Source organism: Candidatus Microthrix subdominans, assembly GCA_016719385.1.
GTDB classification, from domain to species: domain Bacteria; phylum Actinomycetota; class Acidimicrobiia; order Acidimicrobiales; family Microtrichaceae; genus Microthrix; species Microthrix subdominans.
Map to the genome: position 1 here is coordinate 452,185 of JADJZA010000007.1, position 24,044 is coordinate 476,228.

General features: G+C 68.5%; 22 protein-coding genes and 2 pseudogenes. 17 read left to right on the forward strand and 7 right to left on the reverse strand.

Going from position 1 to position 24,044, the window contains the following annotated elements:
- Window positions 1–760: 760 nt before the first annotated feature.
- Together hutH and IPN02_12265 are read right to left on the reverse strand one after the other, a co-directional pair.
- A pseudogene (gene hutH / locus IPN02_12260) lies at window positions 761–2,289 on the reverse strand (histidine ammonia-lyase).
- On the reverse strand, window positions 2,286–2,906 hold the full coding sequence (locus tag IPN02_12265; GenBank protein ID MBK9297580.1) for a helix-turn-helix domain-containing protein: 621 nt from the start codon (window positions 2,904–2,906) through the stop codon (window positions 2,286–2,288). Before IPN02_12265 ends, hutH begins: the two are co-directional and overlap by 4 nt.
- A 213-nt stretch (window positions 2,907–3,119) precedes the next feature.
- Here IPN02_12265 and IPN02_12270 point away from each other — a divergent pair, with 213 nt between their 5' ends.
- The 6 genes from IPN02_12270 to IPN02_12295 all read left to right on the forward strand — a co-directional run bounded on the left by IPN02_12270 (window position 3,120) and on the right by IPN02_12295 (window position 9,501).
- The gene (locus IPN02_12270) at window positions 3,120–4,808 is read left to right on the forward strand and encodes a urocanate hydratase (protein MBK9297581.1); all 1,689 of its coding nucleotides are present in this window, start codon (window positions 3,120–3,122) and stop codon (window positions 4,806–4,808) included.
- On the forward strand, window positions 4,805–5,623 hold the full coding sequence (locus IPN02_12275) for a phytanoyl-CoA dioxygenase family protein (protein MBK9297582.1): 819 nt from the start codon (window positions 4,805–4,807) through the stop codon (window positions 5,621–5,623). The genes IPN02_12270 and IPN02_12275 overlap by 4 nt, the downstream gene beginning before the upstream one ends.
- Window positions 5,623–6,195 carry a peptide deformylase gene (gene def, locus IPN02_12280; protein ID MBK9297583.1) on the forward strand — a complete coding sequence of 191 codons (573 nt, stop codon included), beginning with the start codon at window positions 5,623–5,625 and terminating at the stop codon, window positions 6,193–6,195. Before IPN02_12275 ends, def begins: the two co-directional genes overlap by 1 nt.
- A 156-nt stretch (window positions 6,196–6,351) precedes the next feature.
- A complete protein-coding gene (locus IPN02_12285; protein ID MBK9297584.1) occupies window positions 6,352–6,798 on the forward strand; it encodes a carboxymuconolactone decarboxylase family protein in 447 nt (148 codons plus the stop codon).
- 52 nt (window positions 6,799–6,850) lie between these two features.
- Window positions 6,851–8,206 carry a formimidoylglutamate deiminase gene (locus IPN02_12290; protein ID MBK9297585.1) on the forward strand — a complete coding sequence of 452 codons (1,356 nt, stop codon included), beginning with the start codon at window positions 6,851–6,853 and terminating at the stop codon, window positions 8,204–8,206.
- 59 nt (window positions 8,207–8,265) lie between these two features.
- Window positions 8,266–9,501, forward strand: coding sequence for an imidazolonepropionase (locus IPN02_12295; GenBank protein MBK9297586.1), 1,236 nt, complete (start codon window positions 8,266–8,268; stop codon window positions 9,499–9,501).
- Here IPN02_12295 and IPN02_12300 read toward each other — a convergent pair.
- On the reverse strand, window positions 9,464–9,895 hold the full coding sequence (locus IPN02_12300; GenBank protein MBK9297587.1) for a YccF domain-containing protein: 432 nt from the start codon (window positions 9,893–9,895) through the stop codon (window positions 9,464–9,466). The genes IPN02_12295 and IPN02_12300 overlap by 38 nt on opposite strands.
- 220 nt (window positions 9,896–10,115) lie before the next feature.
- On the opposite strand from IPN02_12300, the gene IPN02_12305 reads away from it, so the two are divergent.
- From IPN02_12305 to IPN02_12325, 5 genes and pseudogenes are all read left to right on the forward strand, one after another.
- Window positions 10,116–10,751: a family 1 glycosylhydrolase gene (locus IPN02_12305; protein MBK9297588.1), complete on the forward strand. Its 636-nt coding sequence runs from the start codon at window positions 10,116–10,118 to the stop codon at window positions 10,749–10,751.
- Window positions 10,687–11,076 (forward strand): family 1 glycosylhydrolase, encoded by a 390-nt coding sequence (locus IPN02_12310; protein MBK9297589.1) that lies wholly within the window; start codon window positions 10,687–10,689, stop codon window positions 11,074–11,076. Before IPN02_12305 ends, IPN02_12310 begins: the two co-directional genes overlap by 65 nt.
- On the forward strand, window positions 11,073–11,462 hold the full coding sequence (locus IPN02_12315; protein ID MBK9297590.1) for a glycoside hydrolase family 1 protein: 390 nt from the start codon (window positions 11,073–11,075) through the stop codon (window positions 11,460–11,462). The genes IPN02_12310 and IPN02_12315 overlap by 4 nt, the downstream gene beginning before the upstream one ends.
- Window positions 11,463–11,495: 33 nt before the next feature.
- A complete protein-coding gene (locus IPN02_12320; GenBank protein ID MBK9297591.1) occupies window positions 11,496–11,867 on the forward strand; it encodes a hypothetical protein in 372 nt (123 codons plus the stop codon).
- A gap of 118 nt (window positions 11,868–11,985) precedes the next feature.
- Window positions 11,986–13,721, forward strand: a pseudogene (locus tag IPN02_12325) (neutral/alkaline non-lysosomal ceramidase N-terminal domain-containing protein).
- Window positions 13,722–13,904: 183 nt separating this feature from the next.
- Here IPN02_12325 and IPN02_12330 read toward each other — a convergent pair.
- Window positions 13,905–15,098 carry an NERD domain-containing protein gene (locus tag IPN02_12330; protein MBK9297592.1) on the reverse strand — a complete coding sequence of 398 codons (1,194 nt, stop codon included), beginning with the start codon at window positions 15,096–15,098 and terminating at the stop codon, window positions 13,905–13,907.
- 408 nt (window positions 15,099–15,506) lie between these two features.
- Between IPN02_12330 and IPN02_12335 the strand changes: the two genes are divergently transcribed.
- Entirely contained in the window at window positions 15,507–16,037 is a 531-nt protein-coding gene (locus IPN02_12335; GenBank protein MBK9297593.1) for an SRPBCC family protein, read from the forward strand.
- Here the strand turns inward: IPN02_12335 and IPN02_12340 are convergent.
- The gene (locus IPN02_12340; GenBank protein MBK9297594.1) at window positions 16,034–17,008 is read right to left on the reverse strand and encodes an aldo/keto reductase; all 975 of its coding nucleotides are present in this window, start codon (window positions 17,006–17,008) and stop codon (window positions 16,034–16,036) included. The two genes, IPN02_12335 and IPN02_12340, sit on opposite strands and share 4 nt — an antisense overlap.
- Before the next feature lie 101 nt (window positions 17,009–17,109).
- On the opposite strand from IPN02_12340, the gene IPN02_12345 reads away from it, so the two are divergent.
- Complete coding sequence (locus IPN02_12345; GenBank protein ID MBK9297595.1) at window positions 17,110–17,832, forward strand: NAD(P)H-dependent oxidoreductase; 723 nt, start codon at window positions 17,110–17,112, stop codon at window positions 17,830–17,832.
- A gap of 92 nt (window positions 17,833–17,924) precedes the next feature.
- On the opposite strand, the gene IPN02_12350 is transcribed toward IPN02_12345, so the two are convergent.
- Both IPN02_12350 and IPN02_12355 read right to left on the reverse strand, forming a co-directional pair.
- A complete protein-coding gene (locus IPN02_12350) occupies window positions 17,925–18,188 on the reverse strand; it encodes a ferredoxin (GenBank protein MBK9297596.1) in 264 nt (87 codons plus the stop codon).
- Between the two features lie 171 nt (window positions 18,189–18,359).
- Window positions 18,360–20,525: an acyl-CoA dehydrogenase gene (locus IPN02_12355; GenBank protein ID MBK9297597.1), complete on the reverse strand. Its 2,166-nt coding sequence runs from the start codon at window positions 20,523–20,525 to the stop codon at window positions 18,360–18,362.
- A gap of 146 nt (window positions 20,526–20,671) precedes the next feature.
- On the opposite strand from IPN02_12355, the gene IPN02_12360 reads away from it, so the two are divergent.
- The 4 genes from IPN02_12360 to IPN02_12375 all read left to right on the forward strand — a co-directional run bounded on the left by IPN02_12360 (window position 20,672) and on the right by IPN02_12375 (window position 24,041).
- Window positions 20,672–21,280, forward strand: coding sequence for a TetR/AcrR family transcriptional regulator (locus tag IPN02_12360; protein ID MBK9297598.1), 609 nt, complete (start codon window positions 20,672–20,674; stop codon window positions 21,278–21,280).
- A 62-nt stretch (window positions 21,281–21,342) separates the two neighbouring features.
- A complete protein-coding gene (locus IPN02_12365; GenBank protein ID MBK9297599.1) occupies window positions 21,343–22,350 on the forward strand; it encodes a zinc ABC transporter substrate-binding protein in 1,008 nt (335 codons plus the stop codon).
- 4 nt (window positions 22,351–22,354) lie between these two features.
- Entirely contained in the window at window positions 22,355–23,197 is an 843-nt protein-coding gene (locus IPN02_12370; protein MBK9297600.1) for a metal ABC transporter ATP-binding protein, read from the forward strand.
- Window positions 23,181–24,041: a metal ABC transporter permease gene (locus IPN02_12375; GenBank protein ID MBK9297601.1), complete on the forward strand. Its 861-nt coding sequence runs from the start codon at window positions 23,181–23,183 to the stop codon at window positions 24,039–24,041. Before IPN02_12370 ends, IPN02_12375 begins: the two co-directional genes overlap by 17 nt.
- The last annotated feature ends 3 nt before the right edge of the window (window positions 24,042–24,044 follow it).

A 24,044-nucleotide genomic window follows, 5' to 3' on the forward strand; every position in this document is an offset into this window, starting at 1 on the left:
CCAGTCCTGAACCTGCTTGCGGTGTACCAGCACGCCAGCTGGCTTCTCACTCGGATGTCCTGAGGCCGGGTAGCGCTGACACGAAGGGCGTACGCCTTTGGCTTCGGGCCGTCGCGGCTCAACGGCTCCAGCCTTCGCCCTGGAGTGCCTCGTTCGTCTCTGCGACGTCCTCGACCTCGACCCAGTCTTCGTCGGAACTCCGACCTTCGAGATTTCCGGGCAAGAGGGTCAGCGAGGGTCTCGGCACTCATCTGCCATTCGTGCAGTAGACGCTCAACAGGGGAGTGGTCCCCTCCAGAAGCTGCGCGAACGATGGCGTCGTTGACCTCTTGCTGAAACTCTTCGATGTCGTCGTCCTCGAAGGCGTCCAGGAACGCCCAAGGCCCGTAGTCACCGGGCCGGCGTTGCTCGCGGGGGCGGCGCAGGGCCATATCCAGGGTGAGGTAGGCGACGGCGTGAGTCACGCACGGCCGCCACGTGTTCGAGGCGGGCCTCGCGCAGCATGATCAGCGATTCGCCGTCGGTGCTGCGCAGCCGGGCCTGTGAGTCCAGCGCCTCAGCGATGAAGGTTTTGCGGTGGTTGCCAGCTAGGTCTGAAGGGTTGGTAGATGCGGTCTTTGGTTGCCGTCACGGCGATCACCCCTGTTTGGTATTGCCACGATCCTGCATACGATCCTGTGTAGGAACTGTCAGTATGCCTAGAGGTTGAGAGAATCTCAATCCGGGTGGAAGACCTCACCCGCCCGCTCGAGGGTCAAGGTCAGTGCAGGGTGACGCCGACCTCGGCGAGCACCTCGGTGAAGCGGTTTGATTCGAGCAGCTTCTCGGCGGCCGCCAGCTCCGGGGCCAGGTAGCGGTCGGGGCCCGGTCCGGAAACCTCGGTCCGCAGCAGCTGACGCAGTGCGTCGGTGGCGGGGGAGGGCTCGAGCGGTGCCCGCAGGTCGATCGCCCGGGCGGCGCAGATGTACTCGACCGCAAGGATCCGCCGGACATTGTCGATCACCTTGCGCAGCTTGCGCACCGCCAGCCACGCCATCGACACGTGGTCCTCCTGCATGCCCGACGTGGGCAGCGAGTCCACCGACGCCGGGGCGGCCAGGCGCTTGTTCTCCGATGCCATCGCCGCTGCGGTGTAGTGCCCGATCATCATTCCGCTGTCGACCCCGACCTCCTCCGGCAGGAACGGCGGCAACCCCTGGCTGCGGGTGTGATCCAACATGCGGTCCATCCGACGCTCAGCGATCGCACCGATCTCGGAGACGGCGATCGCCAGAAGTCGGCGGCAAACCCAGCGGAGCCCCGTGGAAGTTGCCGCACGACTCGACCCGGCCGTCGGGCAGCACCATCGGATTGTCGATGGCGGAGGCCAGCTCGTAACCGGCGACCGAGGTGCAATGGGCCAGCGTGTCTCGCACCGCCCCGTGCACCGAGGGGGTGCAGCGGATCGAGTAGGCATCCTGCACCCGCACGTCGTCGGGGGTGTCGTGGCTGGCGACGATCGGCGAGTCGGCGAGCATGGTCACCAGGTTGGCGGCGGAGACGGCCTGGCCCGGCTGGAGGACGAATCGCCTGAAGGTCGGCGGCGAAGGGCGAGGCGGTGGCCAGCAGCCCTCGACGGTCATGGCGGTGATGGCATCGGCCTGGACGAGCAGGCGCGCGGTGTCGTCGATCGCCAGGCACAACATGCCCAGAATGGCGTCGGTGCCGTTGGTGACCGCCAGACCCTCCTTCTCGGCCAGGACGATCGGCTCGAGGCCGGCGTCGGCCAGGGCGTTGGCTGCGGGGCGGCGGCGACCGTCGTGGTCAACCTCGCCCTCGCCGAGCAGCGCCAGGGCGCCGTGGGCCAGCGGAGCCAGGTCACCGCTGGCGCCGAGCGACCCGTACTTCGGGCACGACCGGCGAGATGCCGGCGTTGAGCAGATCGACCATGCCCTGGGCCACCAGCGGACGGGCACCGCTGTAGCCGAGGGCCAGGGTGCGGGCGCGAAGCAGCATCATCGCCCGGACGACCTCGTCCTCGACCGGGTCGCCCATGCCCGCGGCGTGGGAGCGGACCAGGGCGGCCTGAAGTGCGCGTCGTCGCTCCGGCGGGATCGACACCGTGGCCAACGCGCCGAACCCGGTGGAGATGCCGTAGTTGGGTGCGCCTTCAGCGAGACGTTCGACCGTTGCCCGGGCGGTTTCCATCGCGTCGAGTGCGGCTGGGGTCAGCTCGACCCGCTCGCCTTGGCGGGCGACGGCGACCACATTGGCGATCGTGACGCCGGGGCCGTCGAGTTGGATGGTCATGTGAGGTCCTCTCCGCTGAAGCGAAGCTCGCGTTCGAGCGCTTCGACGGCATGGTTGAGTGCGGTTTCGTGTTCGGCGCGTTCCTCGATGCCGAAGCGGTGCTCCGGCCCGACGATCGACACGGCGATGCCCAGCGTCCCCTCGACGGGAAGCGCTCGGCTGATGGCGGTGATGTCCTCCTCGATCGCACCGGTGCGATCGACGACCAGGCCGGGGCTGCGCAGCGCCGACCCCAGGGCGGAGTTTTCCAGGGGCACATCCTGGCCGACCCAGCCAACGTGGCGGATCGCCCGGGGGCTCTCCGCGGCGGCGACGTAGGTGCCGATACGTCCGTCGCTGATCGCCAGGTAGGCGGATTCGCCGGTCTCCGCGGCCAGCCGATCGAGGTGGGGCTGGGCGGCGGCGGCGAGCCGGTCGAGCACGCTGCGGTCGCGCAGCGAGGCGGAGAGGCGCAACAGGGTGGGTCCGGCCGAGTAGTCGCCGGAATCGTTGCGTTCCAGGTAGCCGCGAACCTCGAGTGCCCGCAGGTAGCGCAGCGTGGTGGTGGGCGTGAGACCGGACGTGGTGGCGGCGCTGGTCAGGTTGCAGCTGTGCTTTGACAGCACGATCTCCAGCACGTCGAGGAGCCCTCCGATCGAGCGAGGGGGACCGCCGGATCCTCGGATGCCGTGCCGTCGAGCTCCGCCGTCGGAGGTGGTCGGGGTGGAGGGTTCGGGTGTCCGGGTTCATCGCCTGCTCCGATCGCTTTCGCTGCGTGCCGAGTGTGTCGTCTGGTGACAAACGTTGTTACTGATTGACAACGTAGTGGTGTGACGGCCACACTGCAAGCCATGAGCAACACGTTTGGTCCCCTCGGCACCCCGGTCACAAACATCTCGGCACCCCGCGGTACCAACCTCACCTGCAAGGGCTGGCAGCAGGAGGCCGCCTACCGCATGCTGCAGAACAACCTCGACCCCGAGGTGGCCGAGAACCCCGACGAGCTGGTCGTCTACGGCGGCACCGGTCGGGCCGCCCGCTCGTGGGACGCCTACCGGGCGATGCTTCAGGGGCTCCCCTCGCTGGAACGCGACGAGACGATGCTGGTGCAGTCGGGCAAGCCGGTCGGGATTATGCGGACCCACGAGTGGGCGCCCCGAGTGATCATGGCCAACTCCAACCTGGTGCCCGACTGGGCCAACTGGGACGAGTTCCGTCGTCTCGAGGCCCAAGGCCTCACCATGTACGGCCAGATGACCGCCGGGTCGTGGATCTACATCGGCACCCAGGGCATCCTGCAGGGAACGTACGAGTGCTTTGCCGAGATCGCCCGCCTCCGCTTCGGCGGCACGCTGGCGGGGACTCTCACCGTCACCGCCGGTGCCGGCGGCATGGGCGGCGCCCAGCCCCTGGCGGTGACGATGAACGACGGCGTGGCGTTGTGCATCGACGTCGACCCGTGGCGGGTGCAGCGCCGCCACGAGCACCGCTACCTCGACGAGATCGCCCCGGACTACGCCAGCGCCGTCGCCAGGGTGACCGAGGCGAAGCGCACCAAGACGCCGCTGTCGGTCGGGCTGCTCGGCAACGCCGCCGACATCCTGCCCCGTCTGCTGGCCGACGGCGTCGACGCCGACATCGTCACCGACCAGACCAGCGCCCACGACCCGCTGAGCTACATGCCGAACGACCTCTCCTCCGAGGCGGCCGAGGACATGAAGCGCAACGACCCCACCGAGTTCACCCGGCGGTCGCGAGCGGCGATGGCGGCCCACTGCGAGGCGATGGTCGGCTTCATGGACGCCGGCGCCGAGGTGTTCGACTACGGCAACAGCCTGCGGGCCGAGGCCAAGCTGGGTGGCTTCGACCGAGCCTTCGACTACCCGGGGTTCCTGCCCGCCTACATCCGCCCGCTGTTCTGCGAGGGGCTTGGCCCCTTCCGCTGGGTGGCGCTCTCGGGCGACCCGGCGGACATCGCCGCCACCGACCGGGCCGTGCTCGAGGAGTTCCCCGACAACGAAGGCCTGCACCGCTGGATTCAGCTGGCCGGCGAACGGGTGGCGTTTCAGGGGCTGCCCGCTCGCATCTGCTGGCTGGGCTACGGCGAACGGCATCGCTTGGGGCTGCGCTTCAACGAGATGGTCCGCTCCGGCGAGCTGTCCGCCCCGGTGGTGATCGGCCGCGACCACCTCGACTCCGGATCGGTGGCCTCGCCCTACCGGGAGACCGAAGCGATGGCCGACGGGTCCGACGCCATCGCCGACTGGCCCTTGCTCAACGGCCTGATCAACACCTGCTCGGGGGCCACCTGGGTGAGCATCCACCACGGCGGCGGCACCGGCATCGGCCGGTCGATCCACGCCGGTCAGGTCAGCGTCGCCGACGGCACCGACCTGGCGGCCGAAAAGCTGGAGCGGGTGCTGACCAACGACCCGGGGATGGGCGTGATTCGACACGTCGATGCCGGCTACGACCGAGCGATCGAGGTGGCCGATGAGCGCGGCGTCACGATACCTATGAAGACGGAGGCAACATCATGAGTAACTGGACGATCGAGGGCGACTACGAGGCCGACGGGGCGGTGTGCGTGCGTGGCGCGTTCACCCCCGAACAGATCGGCTGGGCCACCGAGGCGATCGACGAGAATCTCGCCGACCTGTCCCCCAGGGCCAAGCGGGCCAGCGCCGACAGCGACGGGGCCTTTATCGAGGACTTCTGCAACTGGAATCGGCTGCCGGCCATGGAGCGCTTCATCAAGGAGTCGCCCGGGGCCGAGATCGCCGCCGAGCTGACCCACTCCGACACGGTGCGGCTCTACCACGACCACGTGCTGGTCAAGGAGCCGGGCACCAAGCAGCGCACCCCCTGGCATCAGGACCAGCCGTACTACAACGTCGACGGCACCCAGAACGCGTCGATGTGGTTTCCGGTCGATCCGGTGGCCCGGTCGGCCACGTTGGAGTTCATCGCCGGCAGCCATCGGGGTCCCTGGTACATGCCCCGCACCTTCCTCGACGAAGAGGCCAAGTGGTTTCCCGACGGTGCGCTGGCCGAGCTGCCCGACTTCGACAACGAGCCCGACCGCTGGAAGATCCTCGGCTGGGAGCTCGAGCCGGGCGATGCGGTGTTCTTCAACATGTTGACCGTGCACGGCTCCGGGGGCGTGTCCGGCGCCAACCGGCGGCGGGTGCTGTCGGTGCGCTACCTCGGCGACGACATGGTGCACGCCCCTCGGCACTGGACCACCTCGCCGCCCTTCGACGGTCTGGACGCCGAGATCCCCGAGGGGGTGCCGATGGACCATCCGCTGTTCCCGATGCTGTGGACCCGGTCCGACGGACTGGTTGCTGCTTGATGGCAACGCGAGAGGTTCAGTCGATCGGCCACCCGGCGCTGCGGGAGGTGGCCGAGCCTGTTGCGCCGGCCGACGTCACGTCGCCGGCGACCCAGGCGTTGATCGACGACCTCATCGCCACGATGCGCCACGCCAACGGCGCCGGCCTGGCCGCCACCCAGGTGGGCGAGCCGGTGCGCATCGCCGTCATGGAGGTGGGCGACAACCCCCGCTACCCCTACAAGCCCCGCATCCCGCTGACCGTGGCGATCAACCCGGTGATCGAACCGCTCGACGACGAGCTGGTCGTCATCAACGAGGGCTGCCTGTCGGTGCCGCTGCGGGGCGAGGTGCGGCGCCACGTCAACGTGCGGGTGCGCTACCTCGACCGGGACGGCGGCGAGCACGACGAGGTGATCCGTGGGTTGACCGCCGCCACCTGGCAACACGAGTGCGACCACCTGGACGGCGTGCTGTTCATCGACAAGGTGGACGACCCGACCACCCTCAGCACCTGGGACGAGTACGAGACCCACCACCGCGACGCGTTCGTCGAGCGCATCACGGCGTTCGTCGGCCGGGTGGGTTCATGAGCATGGTGGGTTCGTGAGCATGGTGGGTTCGTGAACTGGGTTGGTTCGTGACGGAAACCTCAGCGCTGTTGACCGCGCACGGCCTGCGTTTACGGCGCAGCAAACTGGGTGACGCACGGAGGCGTCCAGCCGCCATGCGGACGAAGGGAGCTCCTGATGGAGCAGCGCATCGACATGTGGAAGCAGGCCCCGGACGCGTTCAAGGCGGTGCTGGCGCTCGAGACCTACGCCAAGAAGAACGTCGACCCCACGTTGTTCGAGCTGATCAAGATCCGGGCCTCGATGATCAACGGCTGCGCCTACTGCCTGGACATGCACACGACCGACGCCGTGGCGGAGGGCGAGGATCCGCGGCGAGCGATCGCAGTGGCCACATGGCGGGAGTCGCCCTATTTCAGCGAGGCGGAGCGGGCGGCGCTCGAACTCACCGACGAGGTCACCCGCATGGGGGAGCACGGCGTGACCGACCGGGTCTGGGACGCTGCACGCCAGCACTTCGACGAACTCGAAGTCACCAACATCGTCATGGCGATCGTGGCCATCAACATCTGGAACCGGGTGGCGGTCACCGCCCACACGCCGGCTGCACCGTTGGCGAGCTGAGTCGGGGAGGCGTCGCCACGCTTGCCGGTTGCACGAAGGCACTGGTGGGCCGGTGAGCAGGGCAATCAGCGGCAGCTACCACTGCGATCTGGCGGTGATCGACGGGTCGGTCGAGGCGTCCGTGGCGATCGAGGTGGTGGACGGCCGCTTCACGTCGATCGTGGTCGGCACCGCTGCGGATCCCGGCGCCACCCACCTGGCGGGGCTGAGCACCCCGGGACTGGCCAACACCCACAGCCACGCCTTTCACCGGGCCTTGCGGTCGCGCACCCAGGCCGAGGGCGGCACGTTCTGGACGTGGCGCGAGGTGATGTACCGGGCGGCCGCCCGTCTCGACCCGGACGGCTACCACCGCCTCGCCCGGGCGACGTTCGCCGAGATGGCGCTGGCCGGCATCACCTGCGTGGGCGAATTCCACTACCTGCACCACCAGGCCAACGGCACCCCCTATGACGACCCCAACGCCATGGGCGAGGCGGTGCTGGCGGCCGCCGCCGAGGCCGGCATTCGCATCACCCTGCTCGACACGTTGTACCTGCACGGCGGCCTCGACGGCGACGGGTACCTGCCGGTCGGCGCCGAGCAGCGCCGCTTCTGCGACGCAAGTGCCGAGTACTGGGCGCAACGGGTCGACCTGCTCGGCCCCGATCCCTCGACACAGCGGGTCGGCGCAGCGATCCATTCGCTGCGGGCGGTCGACCCGGCGGCGATGTCGTCGCTCACCGACTGGGCGGCGGCGACCGACGCCCCGCTGCACGCCCACGTGTCCGAGCAGACCGCCGAGAACGAGGCCTGCCTCGCCCACCACGGCGTCACGCCCACCGCCCTGCTCGCCGCAGCGGGGGCGCTGGGCCCACGGTTCAGCGCCGTGCACGCCACCCACCTGACCGAGGCCGACATCGTCCTGCTCGCCGACGCCGAGGCGATCGTGGCGATGTGCCCGACCACCGAACGCGACCTGGGCGACGGCATCGGCCCGACGGCGTCGTTCGCCGACGCAGGGATTGCGATGACGCTGGGCACCGACTCGAACGCCTCGATCGACATCTTTGAGGAGGCCCGGGCCTTGGAGCTGCACGAGCGGCTGCGCAGCCAACGCCGCGGCGTCCACGCGGCGCCCGAGCTGCTGGCGATGGCGACCGAGAACGGCCATCGCAGCCTGGGCTGGGATGACGCCGGCACGATCACTGTGGGGGCCCGGGCCGACCTGGTAACGGTGACCCTCGACTCGGTGCGCACCGCCGGCACGCCCCCCGGCTCGGCGATCGAGGCAGCGGTGTTCGCCGCCGCTGCGAGTGACGTCACGCACGTGTTGGTCGACGGGCGTGTGGTTGTGGCCGATGGGCGCCATGCCACGCTCGACGTCCCGGCCGAACTGCAGGTGTCGATCGCAGAGTTGCTGGATTGAGTGTTGCTGGACTGAGTGTTGCCGACCCCAACCAATGCCAACAGAGAGTTGCTGGACCAATGAGTACCGAATCGCTCGTGATCGACAACATCGGCTCGCTGATCACCAACGACCCGGCGTTGGGCCGGGGCCCGCTGGGCATCGTCGAGCACGCCAGCGTCGTGATCGATAACGACGTGGTCGTCGAGGTGGGCCCCGCCGGTGCGCTCGCCGACCGCCGCATCGATGCCGAGGGCGCCTGCGTGCTGCCCGGCTTTGTCGACTCGCACAGCCACCTGGTGTTCGCCGGCGACCGGGCCGAGGAGTTCACCGCCCGCATGGCGGGCAAGCCCTACGACGGCGGTGGCATCCAGGTGACCACCGATGCCACCCGGGCCACGCCCACCCCGGCGCTCGACGCGCTGGTCCGAAACCGGCTGGCCGAGGCGCACCGGGCGGGCACGACGACGATCGAGATCAAGTCCGGCTACGGGCTGACCGTCGACGACGAGGCCCGGTCGGTCGACATCGCCCGCGCCCACACCCCGGAGGCCACGTTTCTCGGAGCGCACCTGCTGCCGCGCGAGTTCGCCGGGCGTGCGGACGATTACATCGACCTGGTGTGCAATGACATGCTCGGCCGGGTGGCGGGGACGGCCAAGTGGGTGGACGCCTTCTGCGAGACCGGGGCATTCGACGCCGACCAGTGCCGGGCGGTGCTCGACGCCGGACGGGCGGCCGGGCTGGGCCTGCGGCTGCACGGCAACCAGCTGGGCCACGGGCCGGGCGTACAACTGGCCGTCGAGTGTGGGTGCGCGTCGGTCGACCATTGCACCTACCTGACCGACGTCGACATCGAGGCGCTGTCCGGGAGCGACACGGTGGCGACGTTTCTGCCCGCCACCGACTTCTCCACCCGTCAGCCCTACCCCGACGCCCGTCGGGTGATCGACGCCGGCGCCACGGTGGCGCTGGCCTCCAACTGCAACCCGGGGTCCAGCTACACGACGTCGATCTCGTTCTGCATCGCCCTGGCGGTGCGGGACATGGGCATGACGATCGACGAGGCGATCGCTGCGGTTACCACCGGCGGCGCGGCGGCGCTGCGGCGCACCGACGTGGGTCGCCTGGCGCCGGGGTTTGCTGGCCACGCCGTCATCCTCGACGCGCCGAGCCATCACCACTTGGCCTATCGCCCGGGTGTCCCCCCTGATCCGCCAGACGATCGGTCCGTTGGGTGGCGGCTGACCGTGGCTCGCCGGCGTTGGCAGGCGGCGGTTACTTCTGGGTCGGGTCGGCGGGCACCGCGTAGCTGACCACGGCGTTGGCAGGCAGGTCATCCAGGTGCACGATCGACCGACCGAAGGGCCACAGCGAAAGCACGCTCAGCTTGAACGCCTGGATCCCAAACGGAATACCGATGATCGTGATGCAGAGCAGCAGCCCTGCGGCGAGGTGGGCCAGGAAGATCTCCCAGCCGAACAACACGAGCCACACGACGTTCGCCCCGACCTCGAGGCACCCGCCGTCGGAGCTGCGCACGACGGTTTTGCCGAAGGGCCACAGCGTGAAGGCCGCCAGCTTGAATGCCTGCACCCCGAAGGGGATGCCGATGATGGTGATACACATCACGAGCCCTGCAAGCGCGTAGCCGAGGGCCAGCCAGACGCCGGCGAAGATGAACCACAAGATGTTGCCGATGGTCCGCATGACCCCGCCTCTCCTCGCCGTTGTCGAAACGCCAGCTCGGTGCTGACGTCATCGCCGGACGCTGGAGAGGGCGCTCGAGGGTGCACTCCCAGGACCGGCCCAACGGCCGTCACCGACGTTACCTCCCACGTTGGCCACCCTGGTTGGACCATTGGACCTCTTGGCTACCATTCCCGGCTATGACCCCCGCTCAGGCGACTCGACTCTTTGTGACGCACCGATGAAGCGCAGCGATTTCGGTGACGACTTCACCTGGGGCGTGGCCTCGGCGTCCTTTCAGATCGAGGGCGCACCCGATGCTGACGGCAAGGCCCCATCGATCTGGGATGAACTCAACCGCACCGGTCGGATCGCCGGCGAGGGTGGCGACCAGGGCATCGACTTCTACAACCGCTACCCCGAGGACATCGACCTGATCAAGGGCTTCGGGTTCGGCGCCAATCGCATTTCGCTGTCGTGGCCCAGGCTCATGGGCACCGGTCGCGAGGCGCTCAACCCCAAAGGCGCGGAGTTCTACGATCGGGTGATCGACGCCACGCTCGAGGCCGGCATGGAGCCCTGGGTGACCGTGCACCACTGGGACCCTGCCGCTGGCGCTGTGGAACGAGGGCGGCTGGACCCGGCGGGGGATCATCGAGGACTTCGCCCGCTTTGCCGAGGTGTGCGCCGAGCGCTTCGGCGATCGCGTCAAGAAGTGGATGGTTTTCAACGAGCCGGCCAGCGTGGCCGGCCACCTGGTGTTGGGGTTCTACGGTCGCAAGGGCCTGCATCCCAACACGACCCTGCGCAGCGTGCATCACATCAACCTGGCCTGCGCCGAGGCGGGTCGCCGCATGCGGGCAGCGCTGCCGCCTGATGCCGAAATTGGCACGACCAACGTCATGTCGGTCGCCTACCCCTACGAACCCACCGACGAGCGCACGGCCAAACGCAAGCGTGCCATCGAGGCATTGGCCATCGACATGCATCTCGACCCGGCCGGCGGCCTGGGTTACCCGTTCGAGGCCACCCCGCTGCTCAAGCTGATGAAGCGGCACATCGAAGACGGCGACCTCGAGGCCGCCCGGTTTGAGTACGACTTTATGGGTGTGCAGTGTTACGGACCGCTGGTGGCGCTGCGGAAGCTGCCCGTCATCGGGGCCGTGCCGACGATGACCGTGCCAAGCGCCGAGGCGCGGTGAGCTCGGCGATCGGCATTCCCCAGGACGCCGACGCCCTGTTGTGGACGTTCCGCAGTACGCCAACCATCCCGCGGCCAAGCGGATGGTGGTTACCGAAGCCGGCTTCGGCGGTCAGGATCGCCTGGAGCCCGATGGTCGCGTGCGACGACATCCGCATCTGGGTCTACCGCCGCAGCCTCGAGGCGGTGCTGGCGGCCAAGGCCGAGGGCATCAACGTCGATGGCTACTTCGCCTGGTCGTATGCGGACAACGTCGAGTGGGTGCTGGGCCGTCGCCCCCGCTTCGGCATCGTCTACACCGACTACGACGACGACTATCGGCGTATTCCGAAGGACTCGGCCAAGTGGTTCCAGCGGCTGTTGACCACCGTCGACGGTGTCGATTGACCCACCGCCGGCGCCCGACGCCATGATCGGCCGGTGACACTCATCGGTTTCGCCATCGTGTTGATCGTCGGGTACTTCGCCGTGACCGGGCTGACCTTCCTGATCCGCCCCGATGCGGTGGCCATGTACAACCTCACCCCCGATGGGCCGGCGGGCCGCACCGAAGTGCGCTGCTACTACGGGGCGCTGGCGTTGGGTCTCGGCGCCTTCGTCGCCTACCTCGGCCTCAACGACCTCGGGCGTGAGGCGGTGCTGGGCGTGCTGTTCATCGCCTCGGCGATCTTGGCGGCGCGTATCGGCGGAGCATGTATCGACCGGGGCTGGTCCGAGGGGTATACCCGCTTGGCCGTGCCGACCGAGTTCGCATTCGTTGCAGCGCTCTCGCTGGTCCTGATCCTCGGGTAAATCCAATCGGCGGTCGTGCCCGGTGCCGGGGGAGTGCCCCGTTTCGGGTGTCGCTTCCGTGAAGGGCATCGGGACCCCTTCCGCCTAAGGTCAGCGCTCCGGCAGCGGAGGGACCAGCATGTATCAACTCGGATGGGCCAAGGTCGACCTTGGTATCGAGCCGGCCGGCCGGGCGATGAACGGCTACGGCATGTGGAACCACCGAGCGAGGGGGCAGCAGACGCCCCTGTACGCGGGCCTGGTACGTGGCCGATGCCGACGGGCGGGCCGCCATCATCTGCTGCGTCGACCTGGCAATGGTGCTGCACACGATGCGCTCCGGCGTCGTCGCCGCCCTGCGGGCCGAGCTGGGCGATGAGTTCCTTGAGGAGGCGTTTGTGCTCACCTGCACGCACACGCACTCCTCGCCCGGCGGCTGCGGTCACGAGGCGCTGTACAACGTCGTCACCCCCGGGTTCGTTCCCGAGCACCTCGATGCGGTCGTCGCCGCCTGCACCGCTGCGATCCTCGAGGCCAGGGCGAGTGCCGCCCCCACCGACCTGGCCCTCGGCGATACTCAGATTGCGCCCGAGGCCGAAGTGGCCTGGAACCGGTCGCTGGCCTCGTACCTGCGCAACCCGGAGTCGACGCCGTTGGCCGACACCCATGCTCACCTGGCGCTCGACCGCAGAATGCGCGTGCTCACCGCGCGGCGCGACGGCGAGCTCAACTCCATGCTCAGCCTGTTCGGCGTGCACTGCACCAGCCTGGGCAACACCCTGGAGCGCCACGACGGCGACAACAAGGGCTACGCCGCCGCCGGTGTCGAGGCCACCCTCGCCGCCGATGGGGTGAGCAACCCGGTGGCGATCTTCGCCCAAGCGACCGCAGGGGACGTGTCGCCGCACTACCACGGGCCGGGCGACGTAGCCCGACGCAAGCGGATCTCGGGCGAGGCCGAGTACGTCGAGGCCGAACGCAACGGCACCGTGCAGCGGGATGCGGCCATCGCCGCAGCGCGGGCCGACGGCTCGCTCAGCGACGCCGGGTCGTCGATCGAAGGGTCGATCGACGGTGTGCTCACGTACATCGACTTCACCGACGTCGAGGCCGACGCCCGGTTTGCCGGTGGGGTGACCGGCGCCCGCACCGGCAAGCCATGCCACGGCGTGGCGTTCTTCGCCGGCACGCGGGTCGACGGCCCGGGCATGCCCAAGCCGATCGCCGTGGCCGCACGCCTCCAGTCCCGGCTGCTGCGCTGGCGACGCCTGAGGAGGGTCGACCGCATGCCGGCCGCCGAGGCCGAGGCTATGCGGCGACTGTACGGAAACGCAGGATCCCAAGGACATCCTGATGGAGGACGAGCCCAAGCTGCAGTTGGGGACCCCCATCGCCAAGTCGATGGTGCCCGACTGGGCCGACCCGTCAGCTGCCGAGCTGAAGCGCCAAGCGAAGATCGGGGCGCTGGATCGCAGCTCGCTGGTGCCCACGGTGCTGCCGATCCAGATCGTACGGATTGGCACGCTGGCGCTGGTGTGCTGCCCGGGCGAGTTCACCACGATGTCCGGCCGGCGCGTGGTCGACACCGTGCGCCCCGTGCTCGAAGCCGACGGCGTCACCAACGTGCTGTTCATGAGCTACTGCAACGACTACATGGGCTACGTCACGACGCACCAGGAATATGACGAGCAGGCATACGAGGGCGGGCACACCATCTTCGGCCGCTGGACGCTCGCCGCGTTCCAGACCCGCTTCGAGCGGCTGGCCCAACAACTGGTGAAGCCCACTGTCGAGCGGGACTACGACAGCGAGACCCGTCCCGCCCCGCAGCCGGCCGACGAGCTGGCGCTGCGCAGCAACCTACCGGTGCCCTGAGACCGTCCCAATACCCTCCTCAAAACCGGAACTGGGGAGTGCACACTGCGGTCTGGCGGTCATCTGGGCTCCCGAGTTGCGGCTGGGTCCGGAAGTGGGGAGTCCAGAGCGCTGTCAGACGGTCGTTTGGGCTCCCGAGTTGCGGCTGGGTGCCGTTACCTCATGTCTTGGATGGGTGCCGCGTCATTGACCCGCTGAACGAAGCCGGCTGCGCAGCTGCTCGGCCACGTCGGCGACGCGATCGTCCAGCGCGCCGCTTGCTGTGACGACCTTGGGAAGCCCCTTCGGCCAGACAACCACCACTCCGTTGACCCGGTGGGGGTGTTTCATCAACGGCCACTTGGCGCCGATGAAGCACAGCACTCCACGGATCTGCACGTCGGCGAAGTCGTCACCGAGGGCGGTACGAACCACTTTGACCTGGCGGAGCACACCGTCGACCGTCTTGGTGCGATCCCGGCCGTTGACATAGAGGTGGGGGTCGTGGCGGAACAGCCCGCCCTTGTCCCTCACCTCAAGCTTGCCCGTGTACTTCTTGGCGTCGATGACGAACACGCCCGAAGGGCCGACGACCAGGTGGTCGATGTTGGCCCGGCTGCCGGGAATCAGCCGGTCGTGCAGCACCTCGATGCCCCGAACGCCCTGTAGTACCTCGCCGACGCGCCGTTCTCCCTCGGCGCCCACCTTCCATGCCGCAGTCGCCTGCGACTCCGGGGTGATCCGCGGCTTGGCGGTGAGCGCGGTTGCCACTCGACCCATCACCGGCCGCTCGGCCTTGATCTGTTGGCGCCACTGGGCGTCGTCGGCCACCTTCTGATGTTTCGTGGCCAGCTCGCGTTCCGACCGACGGTGATACTCGTTCTGGGCCGATGCGCCGGCGGTGTCGGTAGCGTCAGCAGACACGGGGGCAACGGGGGCAATCGGCTCAACTTGAGGCAGATCGGTGCAGTGTGTCGGCGCTGGCTCCGCAGCCTGCGGCAACGGCTCGGGTGCAGGCCACGTCGGGTCCGGTGCACGTGTCGCCGGGTCCGGCGGCTGCCAGGGGGGATCCGGCGTCTGCGGCGTCGGCAACCCTGCATGGGGCGTGGGGTTCGACTCGTGCGAGGCGTGGGGTCCCGTTGGGCGGGTGCCTTCGTCTCGATCGTCGTCGGACGGTGGCTGCTGACCCATGTGGGTGGCCCGCCATCCCGCGACGAAGCGATCGAAAATGTCGCGCAGCTCGGCACGGTCCATCGTGATCCGGCCGGTCTCGAGGTTTATCCGGCCGATCTTGGATCCGTCGGGCTGGGAGACGTACAGCATGTCGTGGCCGTAGACGCGCTTGCGGATCGCCACCAGCTCGTCTTTGCCTTGGCTGCCTCCGAGGTCGGACGTCACCGGCGTTCGAGGTTCACCGCTTAACCACCGATTCTCGTCGGTACCGAAATGCGCGTGCTCCACTGATCCTCCGACGTGAGTCGATTTGGTGTCCTGGGCTGAGGCCACCGCGTTCACGAAACCGCAGTAGGGAGTTCATAACACGCTCAGATCCGTCATGCGGCCTCCGGCCCGGGGAGTCCGGTAGCGGGGAGTCCAGAGCGCGTTCTGGCGGTCGTTTGGGCTCCCGAGTTGCGAGTGGTGGGCGAACTCGGGAGTGCACACTGCGCTCTGGCGGTCGTTCGGGCTCCCGAGTTGCGAGTGGGGTGGGGGTTGGGGGGGCGAGGGGTGGCGGGTGGCGGGTGGGCGTGGCGGGGGTGGTCGGGTGCTGTGGGAGGATCGCAGCTCGCGACGAAAGTGGGCAGGCACATGGCCGAAGGCACAGAGGCTGATCGCACAGCCGGCGATCACCCAGAGGTCGAGCGCATCGAGGTTGACCGCACGATCGCCGCCGAGCCGCCGGCGATCTTTGCGGTGCTGGCCGATCCCGCCGGACACGTGGACATCGACGCCTCAGGCATGCTGATGTGGGCCGAGGGCGAACCGGCGACGGCGGTCGACGATCGCTTCGTCGTGCACATGGACCGAGACTCCCTCCGCGATTACGACCTGGGCGAGTACGAGGTGATCGTCGTCATCACTGCGTTTGACCAGGACCGTGAGATCGCCTGGACGATCGACGGTGCCATGCAGCCCCCGTTGGGCCACGTGTACGGGTACCGGTTGGAGCCGGTCGAGGGCGGCACCCGGGTGACCTCCTACTACGACTGGTCCGACATCAACGAGGTGTACCGCGGAGCGGGGATCTTCCCCGTGATCACGGAGACCAACCTGCGGGCCACGCTGGGGATCCTGGCGCGGAAGGTGGCCCCGGGTGCGGGCCGCCCCGGTGCCGGCTAAGTCCAGGGTCGTTGGGAGCGTTCGCTCCAGTACCGCTCCGACTCGATCGGGGCGACGGCGGCCAGGACGGAGTCCGGATCGAGGTCGGACATCACCTGGCAGGCCTGCAGGTTGGACCGCAGTTGGTCGACCGTGGCCGCACCGCTGAGGACCACGTCCGCCCACGGCTGAGACGCGGCCGCCGCCAGAGCGACGGCGTCGGGCGGCCAACCCCCGAGGTGGGCAGCGTCGGCCCGGTCGTCCGAGCCGGCCAGGCGGCCGTTGGCCAGCGCCTCCTTGACGATCACGCCCAGTCCGGCGTCGTGGGCCTCATCCAGCGCCGGCCCCGCCGAGCGTTCCAACAGGTTCCAAGTGGCCTGCACCGTGGCGAAGAGCAGCGTGCCGTCCACGGCGAGCTCGAGCGCACGTCGGATGACGTTGGCTTGCTCTGGTCCGCTGGTGGTCAGTCCGATGCGCACCCCGGTGGCCCGCAACTCGTTCAGCGCACCGGTCACCGCAGCGTCGTCGAGCACCGGCGAGTCCGGAGTGACCGAGTGGATCTGGTAAAGGCCGAGGTGGTTGCCCAATTCGGCCCTGGACTCTCCGAGTTGGCGCCGCAGGGCTGAGAGGGAGTGGTCCTTCACCTCGTGGATGGTGGCGTCTGGATCCCAGTCGGCCACGTAGGTGTAGCCCCACTTCGATCCGACGGTGAGCCCAACCCGACTCCGCCGGTTGAGCCACCGGCCGAGGAAACGCTCGCCCAGGCCGTAGGACCGGGCGGTGTCGAAGTAGGTGATGCCCCCGGCCAGCGCTGCGTCGAACACCTTGCCCGCTCGCGCTCCGAGCGAATCGGGGTCTGCGGCGCCAGCCAGGTCCTCGCCGTGGCCATCGTTGATGTACAGCGGTCGACCGAGGGCGGCGGTGCCCATGCCGATCATCGAGACCGTCGGCCCACCGGCGCCGAGCGTGCGCTGCTGCATCGAGGGGGTCATCACCCGAAGATATCCCCGCATCGGTGGGTTGAGCTGAGATGACGTCGGGGTATATCTGCAGGGCCGGTCGGATACCGACCCGGCCGAGCCAAGGAGCCCAGATGTCCGACTTTTCCCATCTCAGCGCACTCTTCCTCAATTGCTCGCTGGAGTACGATCCGGCCGACTCTCACACTGCGAGGTTGATGAGCCGCTCGGCGGGCATCATGGGGACCGAGGGGGTGTCGGTTGAGACCGTTCACGCCCTTGAGCACGTCATCCCCCACGGGATGTACCCGGACCTCACCGAGCACGGCCGTCCCCGAGATGACTGGCCCGAAATCCAGGCGAAAATCATGGCCGCCGACATCTTCGTGATGGGTACGCCGATCTGGTTGGGTGTGAAGTCCAGCGTGGCCACCCTCGCCGTCGAGCGCATGTACGCGTCGAGCGGCGAGACCAACGACAAGGGGCAGTACCTGTACTACGGCAAGACCGCCGGGTGCATCGTCACCGGCAACGAGGACGGCGTGAAGGCCTGCTCGATGGACATCCTCTATGCGATGTCCCACATCGGATACACGATCCCGCCCCAGGCCGACTGCGGCTGGATCGGCGAGGTGGGGCCGGGCCCCAGCTACGGCGACGTCGTCGAGGGTTCGGATGTGCCGACCGGGTTCGACAGCGACTTCACCAACCAGAACTGTACGTTCATGACGTGGAACCTGATGCACACCGCCGCCATGTTGCGGGCCAACGGCGGCTTTCCCACCGACGGCAACCGCGCCGAGGACTACCAGAACTTCACCAACGCGGCCGACCAGTCGGTTGACCCGATCGGCTGAGTACTGCGACCGGATCGACTGAGTCGGATCAGGAACGTCGTACCGGCCGATTGCGCCCCGGTCGGCCTAGCCGACCGGGCGGGCGGTGGGCGTCACTCGGGCTCGATGAAGATGCACTCGCCGGGGCACTCCTCGGCAGCCTCGATCACGCTTTCGATCTCTCCATCGGGGATGCGGGCGAGGCCTTCGTGGCTGGCAGGGTTGGTCACGCCGTCGAAGAGCTTCTCGGTACCGAAGTTCCCGGAAGATTCCTTGACGTAGTAAAGGCCATCGTCTTGGGCGAAGAACACCTCGGGGGCGATCTCCTCGCACAGGCCGTCGCCGGTGCACAGATCCTGGTCGATCCAAACGTGCATGAAATCGTCTCCTGTCCGCATCTTCGGCGGGGTCTCGATGGTCGCTGCGAACGAGCGGAACCGACTGGCTCGGTGCCGACGGCGGTTCGCCTTGTGAGCGGGTCAGACTAGCCCAAGGCTTCCGGATCTCCCTCCCCGCGAGAGGCGGCGTCCGCTCCCGCAGCGGAGGCATTAGTTGATCAGCGGGTCCCTCGGCATGCCGAGGATGCGTTCGCCGATCTGGTTGCGCTTGATCTCCGAGGTGCCGCCGGCGATCGACAGCGCACGGTGCATCAACACCATCTGGTTGCCGATGACCGCGTCACCGTCCATGAACACCGCATCTGGGCCGTACAGCTCGGTGAGGATGGCGGCGGCATCGTGGCCGAGTTCGGAGAGCACCAGCTTGGTGACAGCGCCCTCGGGCCCGGGCTCGCTGCCCGACACGGCGCGGTTGGTGCTGCGCAGGTTGAGCAGGCCCATCGCCTGATGGTCAGCCAGGTAGCGCCCCAGGCGAGCTGCCCCGCCGCCGAGGCGCTCGGGGTGGGCGTCGTAGGCCGACATCAGCAGCTCGGGGGGCATGGCCATGCCGCCGTCGCCGCTGCCGATGCTGACGCTTTCGTTGCCGAGCGTGGCGCGCGCCACGGTCCAGCCGCCGTCGACCGGCCCGACGACGTCATCGTCGGGCACGAAGACGTCGCTGAAGAAGACCTCGTTGAACTCCTTGCCGCCGTTGACCATCTTCAGCGGGCGCACCTCGACGCCCTCGGCGTGCATGTCGATCACCATCATCGTGATGCCGTCATGCTTGGGGACATCCGGGTTGGTGCGGACGGTGGCGAAGCCCATGCCCGAGTAGTGGGCGCCGGAGGTCCACACCTTCTGGCCGTTGACCAGCCAGCCGCCGTCCACCCGGGTGCCCTTGGTCGTGACGCCGGCGGCGTCGGAGCCGGCGTCGGGCTCGGAGAACAGCTGGCACCACACGACCTCCTGGTCGAGGGCCGGCTTCACCCAGCGCTGCACCTGGTCCTCGGTGCCGTACTGGATCAGCGTGAGGATGTTCCAGCCGGTGATGCCGTAGGAGGGGCGGGTCACCTTGGCGGTGCCGAACTCCTGCTCGATCACCAGCTGTTCGATTGGGCCGGCGGCCCGCCCGTAGGGCTTGGGCCAATGCGGCATGGCGTAGCCGGTCTCGACCAGCTTGGCCTTCTGCTCTTCCTCGGAGAGTTCGGCGAGCTCGTCGACGAAGGCTCGCACGTCGGCGCGGATCGTTTCGGCCTCGGGCGGCAGCTCGACCGTCTTGGCCCGGGTCACGCCCCGACGGGCCAGGTCGACCAGGTCGGCCGCGGCCCCGTCGGCGTCGAGGAAGTGCAACAGCGTCGTCGCCCGGCGGAGGTAGAGGTGGGCTTCGTGTTCCCAGGTGATGGCGATGCCGCCGTGCACCTGGGTGTTGAGGTTGGCGCACAGGTCGGCTGCGGGGGCGGCCAGCGTGGCGGCCACTGCGGCGGTGTAGCTGAGCTGATCGCCGCCGGTGGCGGCGGCACGCGCGGCATCCCAGGTTGCTGCGGTGGCCATCTCGGTGGCGACTGCCATGTTGGCGCAGTGGTGCTTCACCGCTTGGAACATGGCGATCGGCCGACCGAACTGGATGCGCTCCTTGGCGTACTCGGCTGCGGCGCGGGTGCATTCGGCGGCGATGCCGACCGCGTCGGCGGACAGGATCAGCCTGGACATGTCCAGCATCGCCTGGGCCCCGCCCGCCAGCACGGTCGCGGGCGTGTCGTCGAGGGTGATCCGGGCCGAGCGGCGGGACGGGTCCAGGTTGACCGGCGTCTCGACGGTGACGCCGGGATCGCTCAGGTCGACGACGGCGACGTCGTCGCCGAACGCCACGAGCAACACGCTGGCCAGGCCGCCGCCGAGCACGACGCCCGCCGAGCCGGAGATGGTCGATCCGCTGAGCGTCGCCGTGGCACCCAGGGCGCCCAACGCGACCGCCGCAGTGCGCGATCCGTCGGCCAGGCCGGGCAACAGGTCGGCGCAGGCGGCCTCGTCGCCGATGGCGGCGATGGCGGCGCTGGCGATCACCGTGGGGACGAACGGCCCCGGCGCCACCTTGCGGGCCAGTTCCTCGACGACGACGACCAGCTCCTCGAGGCCGAAACCGGAGCCACCGTAGGCTTCGGGCACGTGCAGGCCGAGCCAGCCGAGCTTGGCGATCTCATCCCAGGCGGCGGGCAGGTTCTCCTCGGTCGCCTCGAGCAGGGAGCGGTTGGCCTCGAGCAACTGCCGCTTGTCGGCCAGGTCGGCGACGGTGGCGCCCAGCGCCTGGTGGTCTTCGGTGATGGCGATGGCCATGGTGCGTGCTCCAAAGGGGTCAGATACAGCGACGACGGGGCCCAGACTCTACGCCGGGGACCCGGTTCCCTGCGATGTCCGGAGGACCTTCAATCTCCGCTAAATGAGAGAATTCACCAATCCCTCATTGGGTATAGGGTGGCTCCATGGCCGATGACGAGTCCGCTTCGGTACCCCTGGGCAAGGGGGAGCAGACTCGGTTGGACATCCTCCACGCCGCCATTGCCCGCTTCGGGCGCGACGGGTTCAGGGGCACGTCGGTGGCCGACATCGCCCGCGACGCCGGGGTGAGCGGCACCGCCGCCTACGCCTACTTCGACAACAAGAAGGCCCTCTTTCTTGCCGCGCTCGACGAGGATGCGGCCTCGGCGGTGTCGGAGGGCATGGCGATCGTGTTCGACGAGTCGGTCGGTCATCGCTGGCGCCAGGGCCTGCTGGTGAGCCTCGTCGAGGCGGTGAGCCGCCATCCGCTCGCCCGTCGCGTGCTGGCCAACCACGAGCCTGACGTTCTGGACCGGGTGGTCGATCTGCCGGCGCTGGCCGAGCTGCGCAAGGCCGTGGCGGCCCGGCTGACCGCCGAGCAGTTCGACGGGCAGATCCGCGCCGACATCGACCCTGCGGTCGTCGGCGCCGGCATCGTGTCGATCATCCTCTCCCTGCTGATGACCCTCACCCAGCTGGGCGAGCATGCACCCACCGACCAGGCCGCCGACGTGGTGGCCGTGTTCGAAGCGGCGCTCGACCCTCCCCGCTGAAGCTTCGATACCAGGCACAATCTCGTCGTAGTTGCGAATGTTTAGCGTTACCATGAGCGGCCATGAAACGCCTACCCGTTGCCGCCTTGGCGCTCGTACTGTTGACCGCAGCCTGTGGCGGCGACCCCGATGAGGGGGGAGGCGGCGAGGCAGGCGGTGACGGCCGGTTGGTGATCGCCACCACGGTGGCCCCGCTGACCAGCATCGTCTCGACGGTGGCGGGGGACCGGGCGACGGTCGAGGGCATCGTTCCCGAGGGGGCCGACTCTCACACGTTCGAGCCCAAACCCAGCGTGGCGGAGCTGACCTCGACGGCCGACGTGTTGTACCTCAACGGCCTCCAGCTCGAGGAGCCGACCAGGAAGCTGGCCGAGGCCAACCTGGCCGACGGCTCGGACGTCGTCGAGCTTGGCGGCGGGGCGATCGACGAGGACGACTACATCTTCGACTTCTCCTTCCCGGAGGAGGGCGGCAAGCCCAACCCGCACCTGTGGACCGACCCCAGCCTGGCGCTGCGCTACGCCGAGATCGTTCGCGACGACCTGTCCAAGCGAGACCCGGACAATGCCGACTACTACAGGGACAACACCCAGCGGTTCTCCGACCAGATCGATGCGCTCGACGTGGCGATGCGTACCTCGTTCGCCACCGTCCCGAAGCGCCGCCTGCTCACCTACCACGACTCCTTCCCGTACTTCGCCAGGAACTACGACTGGAAGATCATCGGTGCCATCCAGCTGGAGGATCTTGAGGATCCGACGCCCAAGGAGGTGGCCCGCCTGATCGACCAGGTGAAGAAGGAGGACGTGCCGGCCATCTTCGGCTCGGAGGTGTTCCCCAGCCCGGTGCTCGAACAGATCGGCAGGGAGGCGGACGTCCGCTACGTCGACGACTTGCGCGACGACGATCTGCTCGGCGAGCCGGGCGACGCGGAGCATTCGTGGTTGGGCCTGATGCGCTTCGACTTCATCACGATGACCGAGGCGCTCGGAGGCGACGCCACAGCGCTGAAGGCAGTGCCGCTCCAGGCCGAAGGTCAGATCCCCGATCAGGCCAAATACCCGCAGTGAGGATATGTCCGCAGCGAACGGTGTGCCGACCGAGGGTGTCCCGACGGTGAGCGCCGGTGGCGAGCGGTTGGTTCGGATGCGCGGCGTCACCTGCAGCTACGGGGACGCACCGGTGCTCGTCGATGTCGATTTGAGCGTCGGTGACGGCGAGTTCATCGGCATCGTTGGCCCGTCCGGCTCGGGCAAAACCACGCTGTTGAAGGCGCTGCTCGGCGTTGAGCAACCGGTTGCCGGAACGGTGGAGCGGCGCACGGGGCTGGGCGTCGGGTACGTGCCTCAGGTGGAGACGGTCGACTGGTCGTTTCCGGTCACCGTCAGCGAGTGTGTGCTGATGGCCCGCTCGGCCGGCGGTCGCCGCCCCCGCTTGCCGTGGCCAACGCGGGGCGAGCGGGCCGAGGTTGACGAGGTGCTCAACCGGTTGGGCATCGCCGACCTGGCCGACCGGCACATTCGTCACCTGTCGGGCGGCCAGCAGCAGCGGGTGTTCATCGCCCGGGCGCTGCTCGGCCGGCCTGCTCTGCTGCTGATGGACGAGCCCACCTCCGGCGTGGACGTCGCTACCCGCCACGAGTTCCTTCACCTGCTCGGCGACCTGAACCGCGCCGGGCTGGCGATCCTGTTGACCACCCACGATCTCAACGGCATGGCCGCTCACCTGCCCCAGGTGGTGTGTCTGAACACCGAGGTGATCGGCGCCGGGGCTCCTCGGGAGGTGCTCACCGTCGACGTGCTCGAGCGCACCTATGGCGCCCGCATGGACGTGCTCGAGCACGCCGGCATGCCGTTGGTGGTCGAGCGCCCGCTCGACCGCGTCCGGGCAGCGGCGATCGATGGAACGGCGGCCTGAGGTGGCGCAGCTGTTCCAGCCCTATCAGTTCGAGTTCTTCCGCAACGGGGTGCTGGTCGCCACCCTGGCCGGGGGGCTGTGCGGGCTGGTCGGAGTGTTCGTGGTGCTCAAGGGCATGAGCTACATCGGGCACGGGCTGTCGCACGCGATCTTCGGCGGGTTTGCCGCCAGCGCGCTGCTCGGCGTCAACGTGGTGCTGGGCGCCGGGGCCTGGGGAGTCGCCTCGGCGCTGATGATCAACGGGGTGACCCGTCGCCGGGTGATCGGCGCCGATGCCGCCATCGGGGTGATCACCACGGCGTCGTTCGCACTCGGGTTGGCCCTCTTCGCCCTGTTCGGCCGCCGGGGCCAGAACTTCGACGCAGCGCTCTTCGGCAGCATCCTCGGCGTGGAACCGGCCCAGGTGTGGGCGATCGGTGTGCTGTTCGCTGTTCTAAGCGCACTGGTGTTTCTCTACTACCGGCCGTTGCTGTTCACCACGTTCGACCCCGAGGTGGCCGCGGCCTCCGGGGTGGCCACCGGTTGGATCGAGGTGGCGATGATGGTGGCGCTGGCGGCGACCATCCTCGCCGGCATCCAGGTGCTGGGCGTCACCCTGATCGCTGCGGTCCTCGTCATTCCGCCGACCGTCGCCCGCATGCTGACCCATTCGTTCGTCACGATGCTGACGCTGTCGACCCTGATCGGGTCGGTCACCGGGTTCATCGGAATGAACCTCAGCTACCACCTCGACATTCAATCCGGTCCCGCCATCGTGCTGGTCGGCGCAGCGCTGTTCGCCGTCGTGTTCGCCACCTCGGGGCCCTCGAAGCGGAGCAAGCTGGCGGCGGTGCCCAACCGCTGATCC

Coding starts and splice junctions, on each gene's coding strand:
- IPN02_12370 (MBK9297600.1), top strand. CDS start 22,355: ATGTCCGCAGCGAACGGTGTGCCGACCGAGGGTGTCCCGACGGTGAGC.
- IPN02_12285 (MBK9297584.1), top strand. CDS start 6,352: ATGGAGCAGCGCATCGACATGTGGAAGCAGGCCCCGGACGCGTTCAAG.
- IPN02_12305 (MBK9297588.1), top strand. CDS start 10,116: ATGAAGCGCAGCGATTTCGGTGACGACTTCACCTGGGGCGTGGCCTCG.
- IPN02_12340 (MBK9297594.1), bottom strand. CDS start 17,008: ATGACCCCCTCGATGCAGCAGCGCACGCTCGGCGCCGGTGGGCCGACG.
- IPN02_12355 (MBK9297597.1), bottom strand. CDS start 20,525: ATGGCCATCGCCATCACCGAAGACCACCAGGCGCTGGGCGCCACCGTC.
- IPN02_12375 (MBK9297601.1), top strand. CDS start 23,181: ATGGAACGGCGGCCTGAGGTGGCGCAGCTGTTCCAGCCCTATCAGTTC.
- IPN02_12365 (MBK9297599.1), top strand. CDS start 21,343: ATGAAACGCCTACCCGTTGCCGCCTTGGCGCTCGTACTGTTGACCGCA.
- IPN02_12275 (MBK9297582.1), top strand. CDS start 4,805: ATGAGTAACTGGACGATCGAGGGCGACTACGAGGCCGACGGGGCGGTG.
- IPN02_12360 (MBK9297598.1), top strand. CDS start 20,672: ATGGCCGATGACGAGTCCGCTTCGGTACCCCTGGGCAAGGGGGAGCAG.
- IPN02_12295 (MBK9297586.1), top strand. CDS start 8,266: ATGAGTACCGAATCGCTCGTGATCGACAACATCGGCTCGCTGATCACC.
- IPN02_12270 (MBK9297581.1), top strand. CDS start 3,120: ATGAGCAACACGTTTGGTCCCCTCGGCACCCCGGTCACAAACATCTCG.
- IPN02_12335 (MBK9297593.1), top strand. CDS start 15,507: ATGGCCGAAGGCACAGAGGCTGATCGCACAGCCGGCGATCACCCAGAG.
- IPN02_12300 (MBK9297587.1), bottom strand. CDS start 9,895: ATGCGGACCATCGGCAACATCTTGTGGTTCATCTTCGCCGGCGTCTGG.
- IPN02_12345 (MBK9297595.1), top strand. CDS start 17,110: ATGTCCGACTTTTCCCATCTCAGCGCACTCTTCCTCAATTGCTCGCTG.
- def (MBK9297583.1), top strand. CDS start 5,623: ATGGCAACGCGAGAGGTTCAGTCGATCGGCCACCCGGCGCTGCGGGAG.
- IPN02_12350 (MBK9297596.1), bottom strand. CDS start 18,188: ATGCACGTTTGGATCGACCAGGATCTGTGCACCGGCGACGGCCTGTGC.